Below are 16149 nucleotides of genomic sequence, written 5' to 3'. Positions count from 1 at the left end.
GTGTGGGAAACCGAATGTTATGAGGTGTGGGTACATGCTTAAATTACCTTTTAGGGTGCAATTTATCGTGCTCAGCGCACTGTTGCTGAGCGTGCTGTTTACCCCAGTGAGCTATGCGCAAAGCCGCGATAGCTTCTCAGCGGAAGAGCTGCGCGCAGCCTACCTCACCAGTGTTGTGAATTACGTCACTTGGCCCGATGAAGAAAACCGGTCTGAGTTAACCATTGGTATTCTTGGCTATCCCAGCGTGTATGAAGAAATGATCAACGCGCCACTCTCCCCAGTGCGCGGCATGACCTTAAATGTTCGCTCGATAAATCGTGCCTCCCAATTAACCGGCGTCGATTTAGTGTATGTGGGCCCAAGCGCCAGCAATCAGTTAAATGCGGTATTCAATACGGCCCGAATTCGGCCCTTACTCGTCATCTCCGAGCATTCTCAAGTGCGTGAAGATATGATGGTAAACATTATACCCACCACTCAGAACCGCTTGGCATTTCAAGTCAACATGGATCGCATCAACGATACTGGGTTGCGTGCATCCGGTGATTTGTTGATGCTGCGCGGCAGTGAGCTCGAGGCGGCGGTAAATCTTCGCCGCGCGCAAGGGGCCTTGCGCGACATGATATCCGAGCGCCGCCAATTACGGGCAGAGATTGAACAATTAACCCAGCAAAATGCGCAATTGCATAATCGCATCGACGTGCTGGAGCAAACCGTTCGCGAACGCGACTCGGTTTTGCGGGCGCAGCAAGGCACCTTAGAAGACAAACAGCAAGTGATGGAAAGCCAACAGTCGGTTCTTCAAGAGCTTCTTGAAGAGCTTGATGAGCAGCGAGAAATCCTGTTTGAACGAGAAACCCAGCTACAGGAAATTCAACGGGCCTTAAGCGACAGTGAACAAGCGCTGGAAGAACAACAACAGCAATTACGGCAAAAAGAGTTTCAATTACGGCAAAAGCAAGTTGAAAGTGACGACTTAGCCGAGCGTATCGCCACTAACCGTACCGTGTTAGCGGCGCAACAGCAGCAACTTCGTGATCAGCGCACGGCATTGGCCGAACAACTGGCGTTACTGGAGTCTCGAGAGCGTACCATCGACCGCCAACGTCTCTACTTGTGGGCTATCGGCGTGGTGTTCCTATTTGTACTGCTGTTTTTACTCACCACCGTTATCCTCTTTATGAAGAGTCGCAAGCAGGCGAATCAATTGCGTTTAACTCTCGTTGATTTGCATGAAGCGCAAGATAAATTGATCGAATCAGAGAAGATGGCCGCCTTGGGTAACCTGGTTGCCGGCGTCGCCCACGAAGTAAACACGCCGCTGGGTGTCGCCATTACCGGGACATCCATGGTGCATGATCGCCTTACCCTGTTGAATGAACAGCTAGAGCAAGGAAATCTCACCCGCGACAATCTGCAAAGCTTCATTGGCCGGGCGACGGAATCGTTATCTCTCACCCAGAAAAATCTCACCCGCGTGGGTGCCCTGATTACCAACTTCAAGCAAATTGCCGTTGACCAAATGGTCGCGGAGCAACGGGAAATCGATCTGAAAGTGTATCTTGAAGAGGTGATGTCGACGCTCTCAATTGAATTGCGTCGTGCCGGAATTCAATATGAAATCGATATTCCCGATGAATTAAGGATGGTGACGATTCCTGGCGCCATGGCACAAATTATTACCAATTTGGTGACCAATGCCATACGCCATGCCTTCGATGAACCTAGCGGTCAGTTACAGCTAACGGCTGAATCCGTTGCCGGTAATCAGGTAAAACTGATGTTTAGTGATAATGGTAAAGGGATGCCACCGGAAATTCTTAACCGTATTTTCGATCCCTTCTTTACAACCAAGCGTAATGAAGGCGGAACGGGATTAGGGATGCCGATTGTGTACAACTTGGTGCGCCAGAAGCTAAAAGGCGACATCTCCGTGCGCAGCGTTCCAGAGCAAGGCACCACCTTTACCCTCACCTTACCGCGACGCATCTAAAAGGCGCCGGTAAGGTTACACAAAAGAGTGCTTGCTTTTTTATACTTGGCTGATAGAATTCATACAACTTTTTCAGGAAAGACAGAAAATCAAGGCGTAGATGATGAATTATCTATACAACTTCAATCAAGGCATAGTGAACGCATCACCGCGTTCAGGCGTTGTATTGCATCATCATCACCATCCCCACTGAGCGGCCTTTCCACAGTGAGGAAGGACCGTTCCTATCCGGTACCTTCCAGAATCAATCGAAAAAAGCCCCGGAAGCGTACCTTACCGGGGCTTTTTTAATGAATTTGTAAGACCAATACAGGACATACACCATGAGCAACGAACGTTTAACCATCGCGGTACAAAAATCAGGGCGCCTGAGCAAAGAATCAATGAAATTGCTCGAAGCCTGCGGGGTGAAATTTAACCTGCACGAGGCCCGGCTCATGGCCCACAGCACGAGTCATCCGGTCGACTTATTGCGCGTGCGCGATGACGACATTCCTGGCTTAGTGATGGATGGGGTCGTTGATTTAGGTTTAGTGGGCGAGAATGTGTTGGAAGAAGAGCGTCTCGAACGCGCCATTAAACAACAAGCTAACGGCTTTACACCATTACGCCGTCTCGATTTTGGCTTCTGCCGATTGAGTGTGGCGGTTCCGAAAGAAGAGAACTATCAAGGGCTACAGGATCTTAACGGAAAGAAAATTGCCACCACTTACCCACGCTTGCTTGAAAGCTACTTAAAGCAACAAGGCGTTAATGCGCGCACCGTGATGCTCACCGGTTCCGTAGAAGTGGCCCCGCGGGCAGGTCTGGCCGATGCCATCTGTGATTTAGTATCAACCGGCGCAACCTTGGAGGCCAATGGCCTGGTTGAACAGGAGGTCATCTTCCGCTCGCAAGTGCAAATCATCCAACGCTCAGAGGCCTTAAGTGCATCAAAACAAGCCCTCGTGGAGAAACTGCTTACGCGTCTAGATGGCGTGCAACTTGCGAAAGAAAGCAAATACATCATGCTGCACGCACCGAAAGACCGGCTTGAAGAAGTCGAGGCGATTTTACCTGGCGCAGAACGCCCCACCGTGCTGCCATTGAGTCACAGCGACAGCCAAGTTGCGGTTCACGTGGTCAGTACCGAGAACTTGTTCTGGGAAACCATGGAACAACTGAAAGCCTTGGGCTGTAGCTCAATTCTAGTGATGCCGATTGAAAAAATGATGGGGTAAGCCATGCAACAAATTCTGAATTGGCAAACAATGGACTCGGCGCAGCGCACACAATGTTTGCGGCGGCCGGTGCAAGAGGTCAGCGCCGCGCTTCGAGAGCAAGTAGCGACCATTATCGCCGATGTCAGCACCCGTGGCGATGCGGCGCTGCTGGAACTAACTGCCCGTTTTGACAAGGTTCGCCTCACCCAAACGGAATTGCCCATGCGTCGGGTGCGTGCCCTTGCAGAACAAACCCCGAGCAACGTGAAGGCCGCCATTGATACCGCCTACAACAACATTCGCTGTTTCCACGAGGCGCAACAACCCACCGCCGTAAAGGTAGAGACCATGCCGGGCGTGCAATGCGAACAGCGCTTTGCAGCCATGGGTTCGGTAGGTCTTTATATTCCCGGAGGGAGCGCCAGCTTACCCAGCACCGTACTTATGTTGGGGGTGCCGGCGCAAATCGCCAACTGCCCTACCCGTGTCTTAATTAGCCCACCTAATAGTGCCGGCGAATTAACACCAGCGATTTGTTACGCTGCCGTGCAATGTGGTGTCACCGCGGTATATCTTGGCGGCGGAGCACAGGCAATTGCGGCCCTAGCGATGGGTACCGAAACCATTCCAGCGGTAGATAAAATATTTGGCCCTGGTAATAGTTATGTTACCGAAGCCAAGCAACAAGTCAGCCAGCGCGCTGGTGGGCCGGCAATTGATTTACCTGCAGGTCCCTCGGAACTGCTCGTTATCGCAGATGATTCCGCAGAGCCGGCGTTTGTTGCTGCCGATTTACTATCACAAGCAGAACACGGGCCTGATTCACAGGTGATTTGCTTAAGCCCTTCGATGGCATTGCTAGAAGCCGTCCAAGTCGAACTAGAAAGCCAATTACACGCTTTGCCACGACGGGATATCGCCGCCCAAGCCATGGCCGCCAGCAGTTTAATTCGCACCCAAGATCTTGCCGAAGCGGTAGCCATTAGCGAATCTTATGCCCCTGAGCATTTAAGCATTCAACTCTCGGCGCCTGAAACTTGGCTTGATCAACTCACCCGCGCTGGATCTATCTTTGTCGGGCACTACACGCCCGAGTCTGGGGGCGACTATGCCACAGGGACCAACCATGTATTGCCTACCTACGGGTTTGCGCGTAACTACAGCAGCTTAGGATTGCTTGATTTTTACCGCCGCTACACCGTACAAACCGTGAGCGCCCAAGGTTTAGAGGCACTCGGTAGTGCTATTATCGATCTGGCCGCAGAAGAATCTCTCGATGCGCACTTGCGCGCCGTATCCTTGCGTTTAGATAGCGAGCGTTTCAGCAGGGATCGCGCGCAACAGGAGTCACAGTCATGAATCAATTATCTTGGATTCAATCGATGCTGCGTCCACACCTGCGCAGCTTTACCCCCTATGCATCAGCGCGCCGCAGCATGTCGGGCGGTTCAATTTGGCTCAATGCCAATGAATCGCCCTTTGGTCGTGCCTATCAGGTTGCTACGGATGATCTTAATCGTTATCCAGACTTTCAAAATCAAGCACTCAATAAAGCCTATGCGGATTACGCTGGCGTGAACCCAGAGCAAGTGGTAAGCCACCGGGGCAGTGATGAAAGTATAGAGCTACTCATTCGCACCTTTTGCGAGCCTGGCCGCGACCAAATTCTAATTTGTCCGCCTACCTATGGGATGTATGCCATTTCGGCGGCGATTAACCATAACGAAACCATCACAGTGCCACTACAAAAAGAAAATTGGCAACTTGATTTAAAAGGCATCGAAGCGGCGCTAAACGACAGTGCAAATTCGGTGAAAGTCGTGTTTTTGTGCAACCCATCAAACCCGCTAGGTAATCAGTTGCGTCAGCAAGATATGGAAGCCGTGATTGCCATGTGTGCAGGTAAGGCGCTGGTGGTGGTGGATGAAGCCTATATCGAGTTTGTCGATCAACCAGCCTCGACCACTATGGCGCGCTATTTGGACCAATACGAAAACGTGGTAGTGATGCGCACGTTATCGAAAGCCTTCGGGCTTGCGGGAATTCGCGTTGGCTTCACCTTAGCCAATAAATCTATCGTAGATGCGCTGTTGCCTGTGCTAGCTCCCTATCCACTGCCCGATGTGAGTGTGCAAATTGCCCGTCAGGCGCTCAGACTCGATGAACGCTTGGTAACCCGACAAAATACCATTGAGATTGTGGCGGAACGAGAAGCCTTACTGACCGTGCTTCCTACGTTTTCTTGGGTGCGTACCATGGTACCGAGCGTCACCAACTTCATTTTGATTCAGGTGGAAAATGCCGCAGCGCTTATGCAGCACTGTCAGGCAGAAGGTATTCTGCTGCGCAATCAATCGGCGCAACTAGGGCTTAGCGAATGCGTGCGTATTACTGTAGGCAGCCCCGAAGAGAATGAACGATTATTAGAGGTGCTGGCAAACTACGCGCCAGCGGCTTAATCCCGGAGGATTTTATGGCACAGCAAAAGATTTTATTTATCGACCGGGACGGCACCCTGGTAGAAGAACCCCCTATTGATAAGCAACTCGATCGCCTCGATAAGCTGGTGTATGAGCCCCATGTCGTCAATGCATTGCAAGATCTGCAGGCAGCGGGCTATCGCTTGGTTATGGTCAGTAACCAAGACGGTCTGGGAACCGACAGCTTTCCGCAAGCAGACTTTGATGCCCCCCATGACGCCATGATGGCGTTATTTGCAGCCCACGATATCCGCTTTGATGAGGTGCTTATTTGTCCTCACTTTGAGGACGACAACTGCACCTGCCGTAAGCCCAAGCTCGGCTTGGTGCAGCGGTATTTACAGGAAGGATTAGTCGATTTCACCCAATCCGCTGTCATTGGTGATCGTGATACTGATTTGCAATTGGCCGCCAACATGGGCATTAAAGGCATTCGCTATAGCCGTGAAACGAATGGTTGGAAACAGATCGTCGCACACTTAACCTCGGCTCCGCGCACTGCCAAAGTAACCCGTACTACGAAAGAAACTGATATAAACATTGCGGTGAACTTCGACGCCCCCGGCCCTATCGCCATTCACACCGGACTTGGTTTTTTCGACCACATGCTGGAGCAAATCGCCACCCACGGCGGCTTTTCATTGCAAGTGTCGGTAACCGGTGACCTTCACATTGATGATCACCACACCGTGGAAGATACCGCGCTCGCTCTCGGTGAAGCGCTGCACAAAGCATTAGGTGATAAACGCGGAATCGGACGGTTTGGGTTTGTGCTCCCTATGGATGAATGTCGCGCCGAGTGCGTATTGGATATTTCCGGACGACCCTTTCTGGTTTTCGATGCCGACTTTAGCGCGGAAACCGTGGGCCAATTGGGTACGCAGATGGTACCGCACTTTTTCCGAAGCCTATGCGATACCATGAAAATATCGCTGCACTTAAGTACCACCGAAGGCAACGCTCATCACCAGGTTGAAAGCTTGTTTAAAGTATTTGGTAGAGGCCTACGCCAAGCCATTCGTAAGCAAGGCAGCGAAATGCCATCGAGTAAGGGAGTGTTGGCATGAGTCTGGTGATTGTGAACACACGGGTTGCCAATTTGGCCTCAGTCGATTTTGCCTTTCGCCGCTTAGGCGTAACCCCAATCATTAGCGCCGATCCAGAGATTATCCGTAATGCTGAGCGCGTAGTGCTGCCCGGTGTCGGCACGGCAGCCGCAGCAATGCGCTCTTTACATGGGCTTGCCCTAGTTGATACGTTGCGCTCGCTAACCCAGCCAATGCTTGGGGTGTGTTTGGGCATGCAAATGCTAACCGAAAGTTCCGACGAATCTGCTAGCGGACGAATTGATTGCTTAGGTGTTATTCCTGGCAGTATCGAGCGGATGACGACAGCCAAGCATAAGCCGTTACCTCATATGGGGTGGAATCAAACGCAAGTGGGCGATCACCCTCTGTTTGCCGGTTTACAGGACCCTTGGTTCTATTACGTGCACAGTTACGCGGCCCCGGTTTCAGAGTTCACCATTGCCAAATGCGAGTACACGCAAGCGTTCTCGGGGGCCATAGCCCGAGATAATTTTATGGGGGTGCAGTTTCACCCTGAACGTTCAGGCTCCGATGGAGCCCGCGTATTAAAGAATTTTTTGGAGTTATCATGCTGATCCCTGCCTTAGACCTCATTCGTGGCGAAGTGGTGCGTTTATACCAAGGTGATTTTAACCAACAAACTACCTATCATGCTGATCCCATTGCGGTGGCCACAGCCTACCGCGATGCCGGTGCCAAGTTTTTGCATTTAGTGGATTTAGACGGCGCCCGAGATATTGAAAAGCGCCAACTGCCGCTACTACAAGCCATAACCGAAGCCACCGGCTTGCCTATCCAAACCGGCGGAGGCATTCGTACTCGCGATGATGTAGTCGGCCTGCTAGACGCGGGTGTAAAACGTGCGGTGATTGGTTCTAAAGCCGTGAAGGATCCTGAGACGGTGTTGGCTTGGCTGGACGAATTTGGTCCAGAGGCGATTGTACTCGCGCTGGATATCTTTATCGATGACAACGGGCAACGTTGGCTAGCCACAGAGGGTTGGCAAGAGAAAAGTAGCGTTACCCTTGATGATTTGCTCAACCAGTATATAGAACGTGGGCTGCGTCATGTACTTTGCACCGATATTAGCCGCGATGGCACCTTGCAAGGCTCAAATGTGGCACTTTATGCCGACCTCAAAAGTGCTTATCCAAGCATTGTTTGGCAAGCTTCGGGTGGCGTCGCTAGCCTCGATGATCTGGTTCAACTCGCCGCGGTGAATTGCGATAGTGTGATTTTAGGGAAAGCCCTACTAACCGGGAAGTTTACCCTTGAGGAGGCACTCGCATGCTGGCAAAACGCATAATCCCGTGTCTTGATGTGCGCGCCGGTCAGGTGGTGAAAGGCGTGCAATTTCGCAATCATGAAGTGGTTGGCGATATCGTACCCTTGGCCACCCGCTATGCCGCGGAAGGTGCCGATGAACTGGTATTTTACGATATTACCGCCAGCTCCGATAATCGTGTTGTGGATAAGTCCTGGGTGAGTCGTGTGGCGGAAGTGATCAATATTCCGTTTGCAGTGGCCGGCGGTATTCAAAGCGTCGAACAGGCACGGGATATACTGGCCATGGGTGCCGACAAAATTTCGGTGAACTCCCCGGCGCTGCGGCGCCCCGAGCTAATTAATGAATTGGTTGATGAGTTTGGACAGCAATGTGTGGTTATTGGGGTAGATAGCTTCTTTAACGCAGAATCTGGCGAATATGAGGTGTATCAATTTACTGGCGATGAAACCCGAACGCTCAAAACGCAATGGCAAACCGCTGATTGGGTGCAAGAAGTGATTGCGCGTGGTGCCGGTGAAATTGTACTCAATTGCATGAATCAGGATGGCGTTCGGCAAGGCTACGATGTGAAGCAACTTGCCGCAATTCGCGCGCAATGCAGCGTCCCCTTAATTGCATCTGGCGGCGCCGGGGCGATAGAACACTTTATCGATGTTTTTCGTGAAGCCAACGTCGACGGCGCCCTCGCCGCCTCCGTATTTCACAAAGGCATCATCCCCATGGATGAACTCAAACACCAGTTACGCAACGCCGGTATCACCATCCGCGCCTAACAGTTCCGCCCCTGGGGTGGAACTCAACGGCGACACCAAGTTCCACCCCAGGGGCAGAACTCGACGGCAGTGCGTGTTGAAGAACGATTTACACAGAGTCAAAAGGACGATGTTATGAAAATTAACCCAGACAACCTCAATGAGCTGGCATGGGATAAAATGCAAGGGTTACTCCCATGCATGGTGCAGGACTTTGAAAGTGGTCGCTTACTTATGCAAGGCTATATGAATGAAGAAGCACTACAATCAACCTTGAGCAGCGGCAATGTTACCTTCTTCAGCCGCAGTAAACAGCGCCTGTGGACGAAAGGAGAAAGCTCCGGCCATACCCTCAAACTGGTGTCATTAACCGCGGATTGTGATAACGATGCCATTTTGGCGCTTGCCCACCCTCAAGGTCCTACCTGCCACTTAGGCAACGAGTGTTGCTGGTCGCCGGAAGAGCAGCCTGTCGCCAGTGAATTGATTGAGTTAGAACGCACCATTGCTGCGCGCAAAGCGGCATTAGCTGCTGGCGATGCAGGGTCAAGCTATACCGCAAAACTACTTAGCGATGGCATTCGTCGCTGTGCGCAAAAAGTAGGAGAAGAAGGGGTCGAAGTGGCTCTCGCTGCAGTGGCACAAGACGACGACGCCCTACTCAATGAAAGTGCCGATTTGCTTTATCACTTATTGGTCGTGCTGCAAGCGCGCGATCTTTCCCTCACCGACGTCGTCAACACCCTGCGCAGCCGCCGTAAATAGCTCTACCCCTGGGGTGGAACTGTTTGCCAGCGGCGGTGGACGCGGAAGAGGCGGATGGTGAGGAGAACGGCGGCCACGCTGAGGCCTGATATAAAGCCGATCCAGAAGCCAGCGGCACCCATGCGCGGCACCACCCAATCCGTTAATCCCAGAACGACGCCTACAGTTAATCCAAAGGGCCAATAGGCGATTAAGGTAACGATCATCGAAGCGCGGGTATCTTTATACCCCCGCAATGCGCCAATTGAGATGGCTTGAAAGGTGTCAGACACCGTAAAAATGGCGGCCAAGGCTAACAAGGTGCCTGCCAATTCGATGATTTCTCGGTTCTCGGTGTACAAACTTGCCAGCCATTGCCCACCAAGCCACATCCCGAGGCCATTCACGGCAGCAAAAGTCACACCCATCAACATGGCTATCTTATACGCATTCATGGCATCCTCGGGCTTCTGAGCGCCCAGAGCGAAGCCAACCCGCAAGGTGACTGCCATACTTAAGCTCAACGGCACCATATACACCACCGAGGACACGTTTAAAGCGATTTGATGGCCCGACACCATGATGGTGCCTAACGGCGCAATCAGAATAGCCACTGCCGCAAACAAGCTAGTTTCGAAAAATAGCGCCATCGAGATAGGAAAGCCTAAGCGCACAAAGTGCCACATGTCATCCCAGTCCGGCAGATGCCACTTTTGCAGTAAATTGAGTTTACGATAGCGCTGTGAGCACAGCACATACAGCAATAAACTCGCCGCCATTCCCCACAATACAATAGCCGAAGCAATGCCTGCCCCAGCACCACCGAAGGCCGGCATCCCGAACTTGCCGTAAATAAAGATATAGTTGGCTGGAATATTAATCAGCAAGCCTATCACGCCAATGACCAGCGACGGCATGGTGTGCGACAAACCCTCGCAAAAATTGCGCAGCACCACATACACAACGAAGGCTGGCAGCCCCCACAAAATGTAGCGCAAATAATCCATGGTCATGGTCCGAAACGCCGGCTCTACATCCATGACGACCAAAAAATAAGGGGCGAGCAATAATAGTAAACCGGTGAGTACCGCGGAAATCGTGCAGGTATAAAAACTTTGTTGAACATGACGCCCCAGCGCGCTGCGATCGCCAGCACCATCACAATGGGAAATCACTGGCGCTAGCGCCAAGCCCATACCAAACACCAACAGCGTTAACGGGATCCAAATCGCACTACCGACCGCTACCGCGGCTAAATCAGTTGGCCCCACCCGCCCTGCCATCAGGGTATCCACCACGCCCATCAGCATTTGCGTGAGTTGCGCAATCAAAATAGGCCCAGTAAGCAGAGCAAGCTTTTTGGTTTCTGGCCACAAATGGCGCATGTTCATTCTCCGTCGCGCTAACTTAACGCGCGAGCAGCTGTTCGATTGCTTTTACTATATGCGGATTGACCAAGCCTGGCTCGGTTAACGGCGCCATGTGCCCTGCAGGTATTTCAATGCAGTGGCAATTGGGCAGCACTGAGGCTAACAACGCGGCCACAGTTCGGCTCGATAACGGTGATTCGCTGCCATGCAATAAATGCACAGGGCAACTCACACTCTGATAATCAGCTAATCCTGCCGGCTCATCGAGAAGAGCATGAAAATCTGCTTGAACCTTGCGTTGCTGCGCCACCATCATCTCTTTCACTCGCCCAGGCAAGCGCGCAAAATAGCCCGGATGATTCCAGTAATCGACAAAGGCTTCGGTCGCATCGACATCACTGAGTTCATCCATTTTCTGGGCGATGGCAACAATTTCCGCGCGCGCCGGCTCATCTTTGGGTAGTACATGAAAAGCCACCGGCTCATACAAAATAATGCCAAGCACCTGCTTGCCTAGCTCGCGGGCAAGCCGCAGCGCCAGGGCACCACCATAGGAATGACCCAGCAAAACTAACGGCTCATCACCGTGCAAGGAGCCATCGACATGAAGCGCCTTGAGTTCATCATCAAATCGAAACTCATGGGGCGACTTCATCAGTGCGGGCCCTTGCCCGTACCCAATCAAATCAACGGCCTCTAAACGTAACTCTGGCATAGCTGCGTGAAGCGCAGTTTGCAGGCTACGCCATTGGCCACTGTGACTTTGCGAGCTATGCAACGCAAGAATTCTCACATCATTCATGAAACACACATTCCTTGTTTAAAGTTGCGAACCTAACACGTAGCCAATCAAGTAAGCGGCACTTACCAACAACATCACGAAGGTTCCAAGCACACCAATGGTGCGATAAATCGTTGGGCCAATCGAGCGGGTAAGACCAATGGCATGATTAATTCGAGCCACAAATAACAACCCGCCTAGACCATAAAGCAGCATCGCATTGGCCCCGGTAAATTCAATCAACGCCAACAAAATCAATGCAAGCGGAACATACTCGACGAAATTGCCATGAATGCGCACGGCAACTTCTAAATCCTTGCTCTCACCTAGGCCAATGCCCACGCGATGGCGCCAGCGCAGCTGAATAATCCGCACAGATAGTACAATCAATAACAGGGTTAATAGCCCTGCAAATAAACTGGTAATGGGTAACAACATAAAAGCCTCGTTTCTATTTTTTGTGATTAGGGGTGTTGTTTCTACCGCTGCGCCCCGAACTAACAAGCGCTCCAAAGTATACGAGAAATTAACCTAAATAACCGCACGCCGTCACAGATTCCATAAAAAAGGCTGCCCAATGGCAGCCTCTTGGTCAACAGGGGTGGATTATCCCAGCCGCTTTTTCAAATCGGCAGTAACTTCTTCAACAGAGCGGGTGCCATCTACCTTGTGGTACTGCACAACGCCCTGCTCCGCCAGACTTTGATAATAAGAAACCAATGGTTTGGTTTGCTCGTGATAAATCGCCAAACGTTTACGCACTGTGGCTTCTTTATCGTCTTCGCGAATCACTAAGTCGTCGCCGGTGACGTCGTCTTTGCCTTCTACTTTCGGCGGATTATGGTCGACATGGTATACCCGACCTGATCCAGGATGCACACGACGTCCTGCCATGCGCTTCACAATCACGTCATCGGGTACATCGAACTCAAGCACCACATCGACATCGATGCCCGCTTCTTGCATGGCATCTGCTTGGGGAATCGTGCGTGGAAATCCGTCGAGCAAAAAGCCATTTTCACAATCACTTTCGCTAACGCGTTCTTGGACCAAACCAATCATAATATCGTCGGAAACTAACTGCCCCGCATCCATCACTTCCTTGGCTTTTTTGCCCAATTCAGTGCCGGCTTTAATGGCCGCCCGAAGCATATCTCCAGTGGAAATCTGCGGAATATTAAATCGTTTCATCAGAAATTGGGCTTGCGTGCCCTTCCCTGCGCCTGGCGCACCCAGCAGGATGATCCGCATGGTAAGTCCCCTAAAATATTAATCATCGGAAGTATCAAAAAATTATGCGCCCAACTTTACCTTTCAATGCCCCAAATAACAAGGCCGACCATCGTCGACCTTGTGTTAAGAGCAGCTTTTGTGAGACGCTGTTTCGCTGGCTTTGCTTCCCTTTAAACAGCCAGCAGAAGTTTGTTTAATCGGCGAATAAAACTTGCCGGATCTTTCAAACTTCCCCGCTCAGCTAAAGTCGCTTGTTCAAGCAACACTTCAGCCCACTCGCCAAACTGGCTTTCGTCTTGTTCACTCGCAATACGTTGCACCAGCGGATGTTCAGGGTTCAGCTCAAAAATGTACTTGGTTTCCGGTACTTTCTGGCCAGCCGCTTCCATCAGTTTTGCCATTTGCGTCGACATATCATGATCGTCGGTAACGATACAGGCCGGTGAATCCGTCAAGCGGTGGGTAACGCGAACTTTCTTCACTTTATCACCCAATGCTTTGGCAAAACGTTCCCGAGTGCTATCAAAGTCTTTCTCAAGCTTCTCTTGCGCTTCTTTGTCAGCCTCGTCTTCCAGTTCACCTAAATCGAGATCACCGCGAGTAACCGATTGGAACTTCTTCTCTTTGTATTCGTCAATATGGCTCATCAGCCATTCATCAATGCGATCCGACAGCAATAGCACTTCCACGCCTTTCTTGCGAAACACTTCGAGCGCCGGGTTGTTCTTCGCGGCATCATGACTATCGGCAACAATATAGTAAATCGCCTCTTGGCCTTCTTTCATGCGCTCAATGTAGTCATCTAGTGACACCCGCTGTTCGGCGACATCATCATGGGTAGAAGCAAAGCGCAGAAGCTCAGCAATGCGTTCTATGTTGCCCTGATCTTCCGCCGGACCTTCCTTCAACACATTACCGAAGTTGTCCCAAAAGTCATGATACTTTTCAGGCTCATTTTTGGCTAAGCGAGCGAGCGCTTGCAACACCTTTTTGGTGCTTGCACTGCGCATGGCGCGGGTCACTTTATTGTCTTGCAGAATCTCCCGTGAAACATTCAAGGGTAAATCATTGGAATCGACTAAACCGCGCACAAAGCGTAGGTAGGTCGGCATAAATTGCTCAGCGTCATCCATAATGAAGACACGCTGCACATACAACTTAATGCCCTTCTGGCTTTCTCGATTCCACAAATCCCAAGGGGCACGTTTTGGGATATACATCAAACTCGTATATTCGTGCTTCCCTTCCACTTTGCTATGCGTCCACAGCAAGGGCTCATCAAAATCATGGGCCACGGTTTTGTAAAACTCTTTATATTCGTCGTCGCTAATGTCGCTTTTTTCACGTAGCCACAGTGCTTTCCCTGCATTGACCGTTTCCCAATGACCCGGTACCGCTTCAATTTTCTCGCCGTCGGGGCCTTCGCGCTCCTCTTCCGCGTCTTTCCACATCTGCACCGGAATGTTGAGGTGGTCCGAATAGGTTTTAACAATCGAACGCAAGCGCCACGCATCAGCGAATTCCTTCGCATCTTCACGTAAATGCAAGGTGATTTCGGTGCCGCGCTCGGGCTTTGTCACCGGCATAATGGTGAACTCACCGTCGCCCGACGATTCCCACTGAACTGCCTCTTTCTCTCCGGCAGCACGGGTGCGCACCGTTACCCGATCAGCGACGATAAACGCGGAATAGAAACCCACGCCGAACTGACCAATCAGCTGAGAGTCTTTTGCTTGGTCACCGGAAAGTTGGCTAAAGAATTCCTTTGTACCTGATTTAGCGATGGTGCCTAGGTTCGACATCACCTCATCTTTAGTCATGCCAATACCGTTATCTGACACGGTCAGTGTATTTTGCTCGGCATCCACGCTAATCCGCACGCGCAACTCACCGTCCCCTTCCATCAGGTCGTTATTTTGCAGTGCTTTAAAGCGCAATTTGTCGGCAGCATCCGACGCGTTTGAAATCAGCTCCCGAAGAAAAATCTCTTTATTGGAATACAAGGAATGAATCATCAGATGCAAAAGCTGTTTTACTTCTGTCTGAAATCCGTGCTTTTCAGCGTGCTGACTCTCAGCCATGGTGCGTGTTCTCCATTCAGTATCAAGGTAATTCAAGAGCATGCAAACACGAGTTGGCGCGTTGCCAAGCCGGTGTCGCCTGATCATGTTGTCTAAAGGAGTAATGGGGATAGCCCGAGAAAAATTCAACCGTAAATTGAAGGGCTCATTAAAAAATCTAGGGGGGAAACATGCTTAAAGAACGGTTTTACGACCAGAGAAGGCGTGACCCAAGGTGGTATGATCCACATATTCAAGTTCGCCGCCAACAGGCACGCCATGAGCGATGCGCGAAGCTTGGATGCCGTAACGACGCGCCAAATCTGCGATAAAGTGCGCGGTGGTATCGCCTTCAAGGGTTGGGTTGGTCGCCAGAATCGCTTCCCGCACTTGGCCTTGCTGAAAGCGCGCTTCCAAACGGTCCAAACCGATATCTTTTGGACCAATACCATCGAGAGGCGAAAGCCGGCCCATTAGTACAAAATACTGACCTTGGAACTGCCCGGTTTGCTCCACTGCCAATACGTCGGCGGGAGATTCAACAATACAGAGTAAGCCCGCTTCAGCACGCGCTGGGTCGGCACAAATTGGACATTCTGGAGTTTCACTTAAGGTACGGCAGGTCGTGCATCGGCCCACTAGTTCAAGGGCCGAGTGCAGCGCTGTCGCCAGGTGAGCTGCACCCTCCCGTTGCCGGTCCAGCAATTGAAAAGCCATGCGCTGTGCAGTTTTCTGCCCCACACCAGGGAGCACCCGTAGGGCGTCAATCAACGCACTTATCGCTGGACTAAACTTCTTCATGAATCAGACGACTCGATATTAGAACGGCAGCTTCATTCCTGGCGGTAATCCCATACCACCAGCCACTTTACCCATTTTCTCTTTGGTCGTTTCTTCCACGCGACGCACTGCATCATTGGTGGCGGCCGCGATCAGGTCTTCCAACATTTCGCGATCGTCTTCATCACCAAATAAGCTTGGGTCGATGGTGACACGCTTCACATTGTGATTGCCATACATGGTTACTTTCACCATGCCGGCGCCGGCTTCACCGGTCACTTCCATGCTAGCGATTTCCTGTTGCGCACGCTGCATTTGCTCTTGCATCTGCTGCGCTTGCTTCATCATGTTACCCATTCCACCTTTGAACATGTT

At 51.3% G+C, this 16149-nt stretch carries 16 protein-coding genes; 9 read left to right on the top strand and 7 right to left on the bottom strand.

Annotated features, from left to right (window positions below; genetic code table 11):
- Window positions 1-34 precede the first annotated feature (34 nt).
- From HXZ99_RS00395 to hisIE, 9 genes are all read left to right on the top strand, one after another.
- The gene (locus tag HXZ99_RS00395; protein ID WP_194755310.1) at window positions 35-1996 is read left to right on the top strand and encodes a YfiR/HmsC family protein; all 1962 of its coding nucleotides are present in this window, start codon (window positions 35-37) and stop codon (window positions 1994-1996) included.
- Window positions 1997-2319: 323 nt separating this feature from the next.
- Complete coding sequence (gene hisG / locus HXZ99_RS00390; RefSeq protein WP_194755309.1) at window positions 2320-3216, top strand: ATP phosphoribosyltransferase; 897 nt, start codon at window positions 2320-2322, stop codon at window positions 3214-3216.
- 3 nt (window positions 3217-3219) lie between these two features.
- On the top strand, window positions 3220-4557 hold the full coding sequence (gene hisD / locus HXZ99_RS00385; protein ID WP_194755308.1) for a histidinol dehydrogenase: 1338 nt from the start codon (window positions 3220-3222) through the stop codon (window positions 4555-4557).
- Entirely contained in the window at window positions 4554-5657 is a 1104-nt protein-coding gene (gene hisC / locus HXZ99_RS00380; protein WP_194755307.1) for a histidinol-phosphate transaminase, read from the top strand. The genes hisD and hisC overlap by 4 nt, the downstream gene beginning before the upstream one ends.
- Window positions 5658-5671: 14 nt before the next feature.
- Complete coding sequence (gene hisB / locus HXZ99_RS00375) at window positions 5672-6745, top strand: bifunctional histidinol-phosphatase/imidazoleglycerol-phosphate dehydratase HisB (RefSeq protein WP_194755306.1); 1074 nt, start codon at window positions 5672-5674, stop codon at window positions 6743-6745.
- Window positions 6742-7341: an imidazole glycerol phosphate synthase subunit HisH gene (gene hisH, locus HXZ99_RS00370; RefSeq protein ID WP_194755305.1), complete on the top strand. Its 600-nt coding sequence runs from the start codon at window positions 6742-6744 to the stop codon at window positions 7339-7341. The genes hisB and hisH overlap by 4 nt, the downstream gene beginning before the upstream one ends.
- Complete coding sequence (gene hisA / locus HXZ99_RS00365; protein WP_194755304.1) at window positions 7335-8072, top strand: 1-(5-phosphoribosyl)-5-[(5-phosphoribosylamino)methylideneamino]imidazole-4-carboxamide isomerase; 738 nt, start codon at window positions 7335-7337, stop codon at window positions 8070-8072. Before hisH ends, hisA begins: the two co-directional genes overlap by 7 nt.
- Window positions 8054-8827, top strand: coding sequence for an imidazole glycerol phosphate synthase subunit HisF (hisF, locus tag HXZ99_RS00360; RefSeq protein WP_194755303.1), 774 nt, complete (start codon window positions 8054-8056; stop codon window positions 8825-8827). The genes hisA and hisF overlap by 19 nt, the downstream gene beginning before the upstream one ends.
- 114 nt (window positions 8828-8941) lie before the next feature.
- Window positions 8942-9571 carry a bifunctional phosphoribosyl-AMP cyclohydrolase/phosphoribosyl-ATP diphosphatase HisIE gene (gene hisIE / locus HXZ99_RS00355; RefSeq protein ID WP_194755302.1) on the top strand — a complete coding sequence of 210 codons (630 nt, stop codon included), beginning with the start codon at window positions 8942-8944 and terminating at the stop codon, window positions 9569-9571.
- 2 nt (window positions 9572-9573) lie between these two features.
- Here hisIE and HXZ99_RS00350 read toward each other — a convergent pair whose 3' ends face one another.
- From HXZ99_RS00350 to HXZ99_RS00320, 7 genes are all read right to left on the bottom strand, one after another.
- Window positions 9574-10935 carry an MATE family efflux transporter gene (locus HXZ99_RS00350; RefSeq protein ID WP_228517476.1) on the bottom strand — a complete coding sequence of 454 codons (1362 nt, stop codon included), beginning with the start codon at window positions 10933-10935 and terminating at the stop codon, window positions 9574-9576.
- A gap of 22 nt (window positions 10936-10957) precedes the next feature.
- Window positions 10958-11722 (bottom strand): alpha/beta fold hydrolase, encoded by a 765-nt coding sequence (locus HXZ99_RS00345; RefSeq protein WP_194755300.1) that lies wholly within the window; start codon window positions 11720-11722, stop codon window positions 10958-10960.
- 18 nt (window positions 11723-11740) lie between these two features.
- Window positions 11741-12139 carry an MAPEG family protein gene (locus HXZ99_RS00340; protein ID WP_194755299.1) on the bottom strand — a complete coding sequence of 133 codons (399 nt, stop codon included), beginning with the start codon at window positions 12137-12139 and terminating at the stop codon, window positions 11741-11743.
- Window positions 12140-12307: 168 nt separating this feature from the next.
- On the bottom strand, window positions 12308-12952 hold the full coding sequence (gene adk / locus HXZ99_RS00335; protein ID WP_194755298.1) for an adenylate kinase: 645 nt from the start codon (window positions 12950-12952) through the stop codon (window positions 12308-12310).
- A 152-nt stretch (window positions 12953-13104) separates the two neighbouring features.
- A complete protein-coding gene (gene htpG, locus HXZ99_RS00330; RefSeq protein WP_194755297.1) occupies window positions 13105-15015 on the bottom strand; it encodes a molecular chaperone HtpG in 1911 nt (636 codons plus the stop codon).
- Between the two features lie 174 nt (window positions 15016-15189).
- Entirely contained in the window at window positions 15190-15795 is a 606-nt protein-coding gene (recR, locus tag HXZ99_RS00325; protein ID WP_194755296.1) for a recombination mediator RecR, read from the bottom strand.
- An 18-nt stretch (window positions 15796-15813) separates the two neighbouring features.
- Window positions 15814-16146, bottom strand: a complete 333-nt coding sequence (locus HXZ99_RS00320; protein ID WP_194755295.1) for a YbaB/EbfC family nucleoid-associated protein — start codon at window positions 16144-16146, stop codon at window positions 15814-15816.
- Between the last annotated feature and the right edge of the window lie 3 nt (window positions 16147-16149).

Source organism: Aliidiomarina indica, from assembly GCF_015354615.1.
Lineage (GTDB): Bacteria > Pseudomonadota > Gammaproteobacteria > Enterobacterales > Alteromonadaceae > Aliidiomarina > Aliidiomarina indica.
Note: the sequence above shows the minus strand (reverse complement) of the source record. Positions and strands in the feature narration are given on the sequence as shown.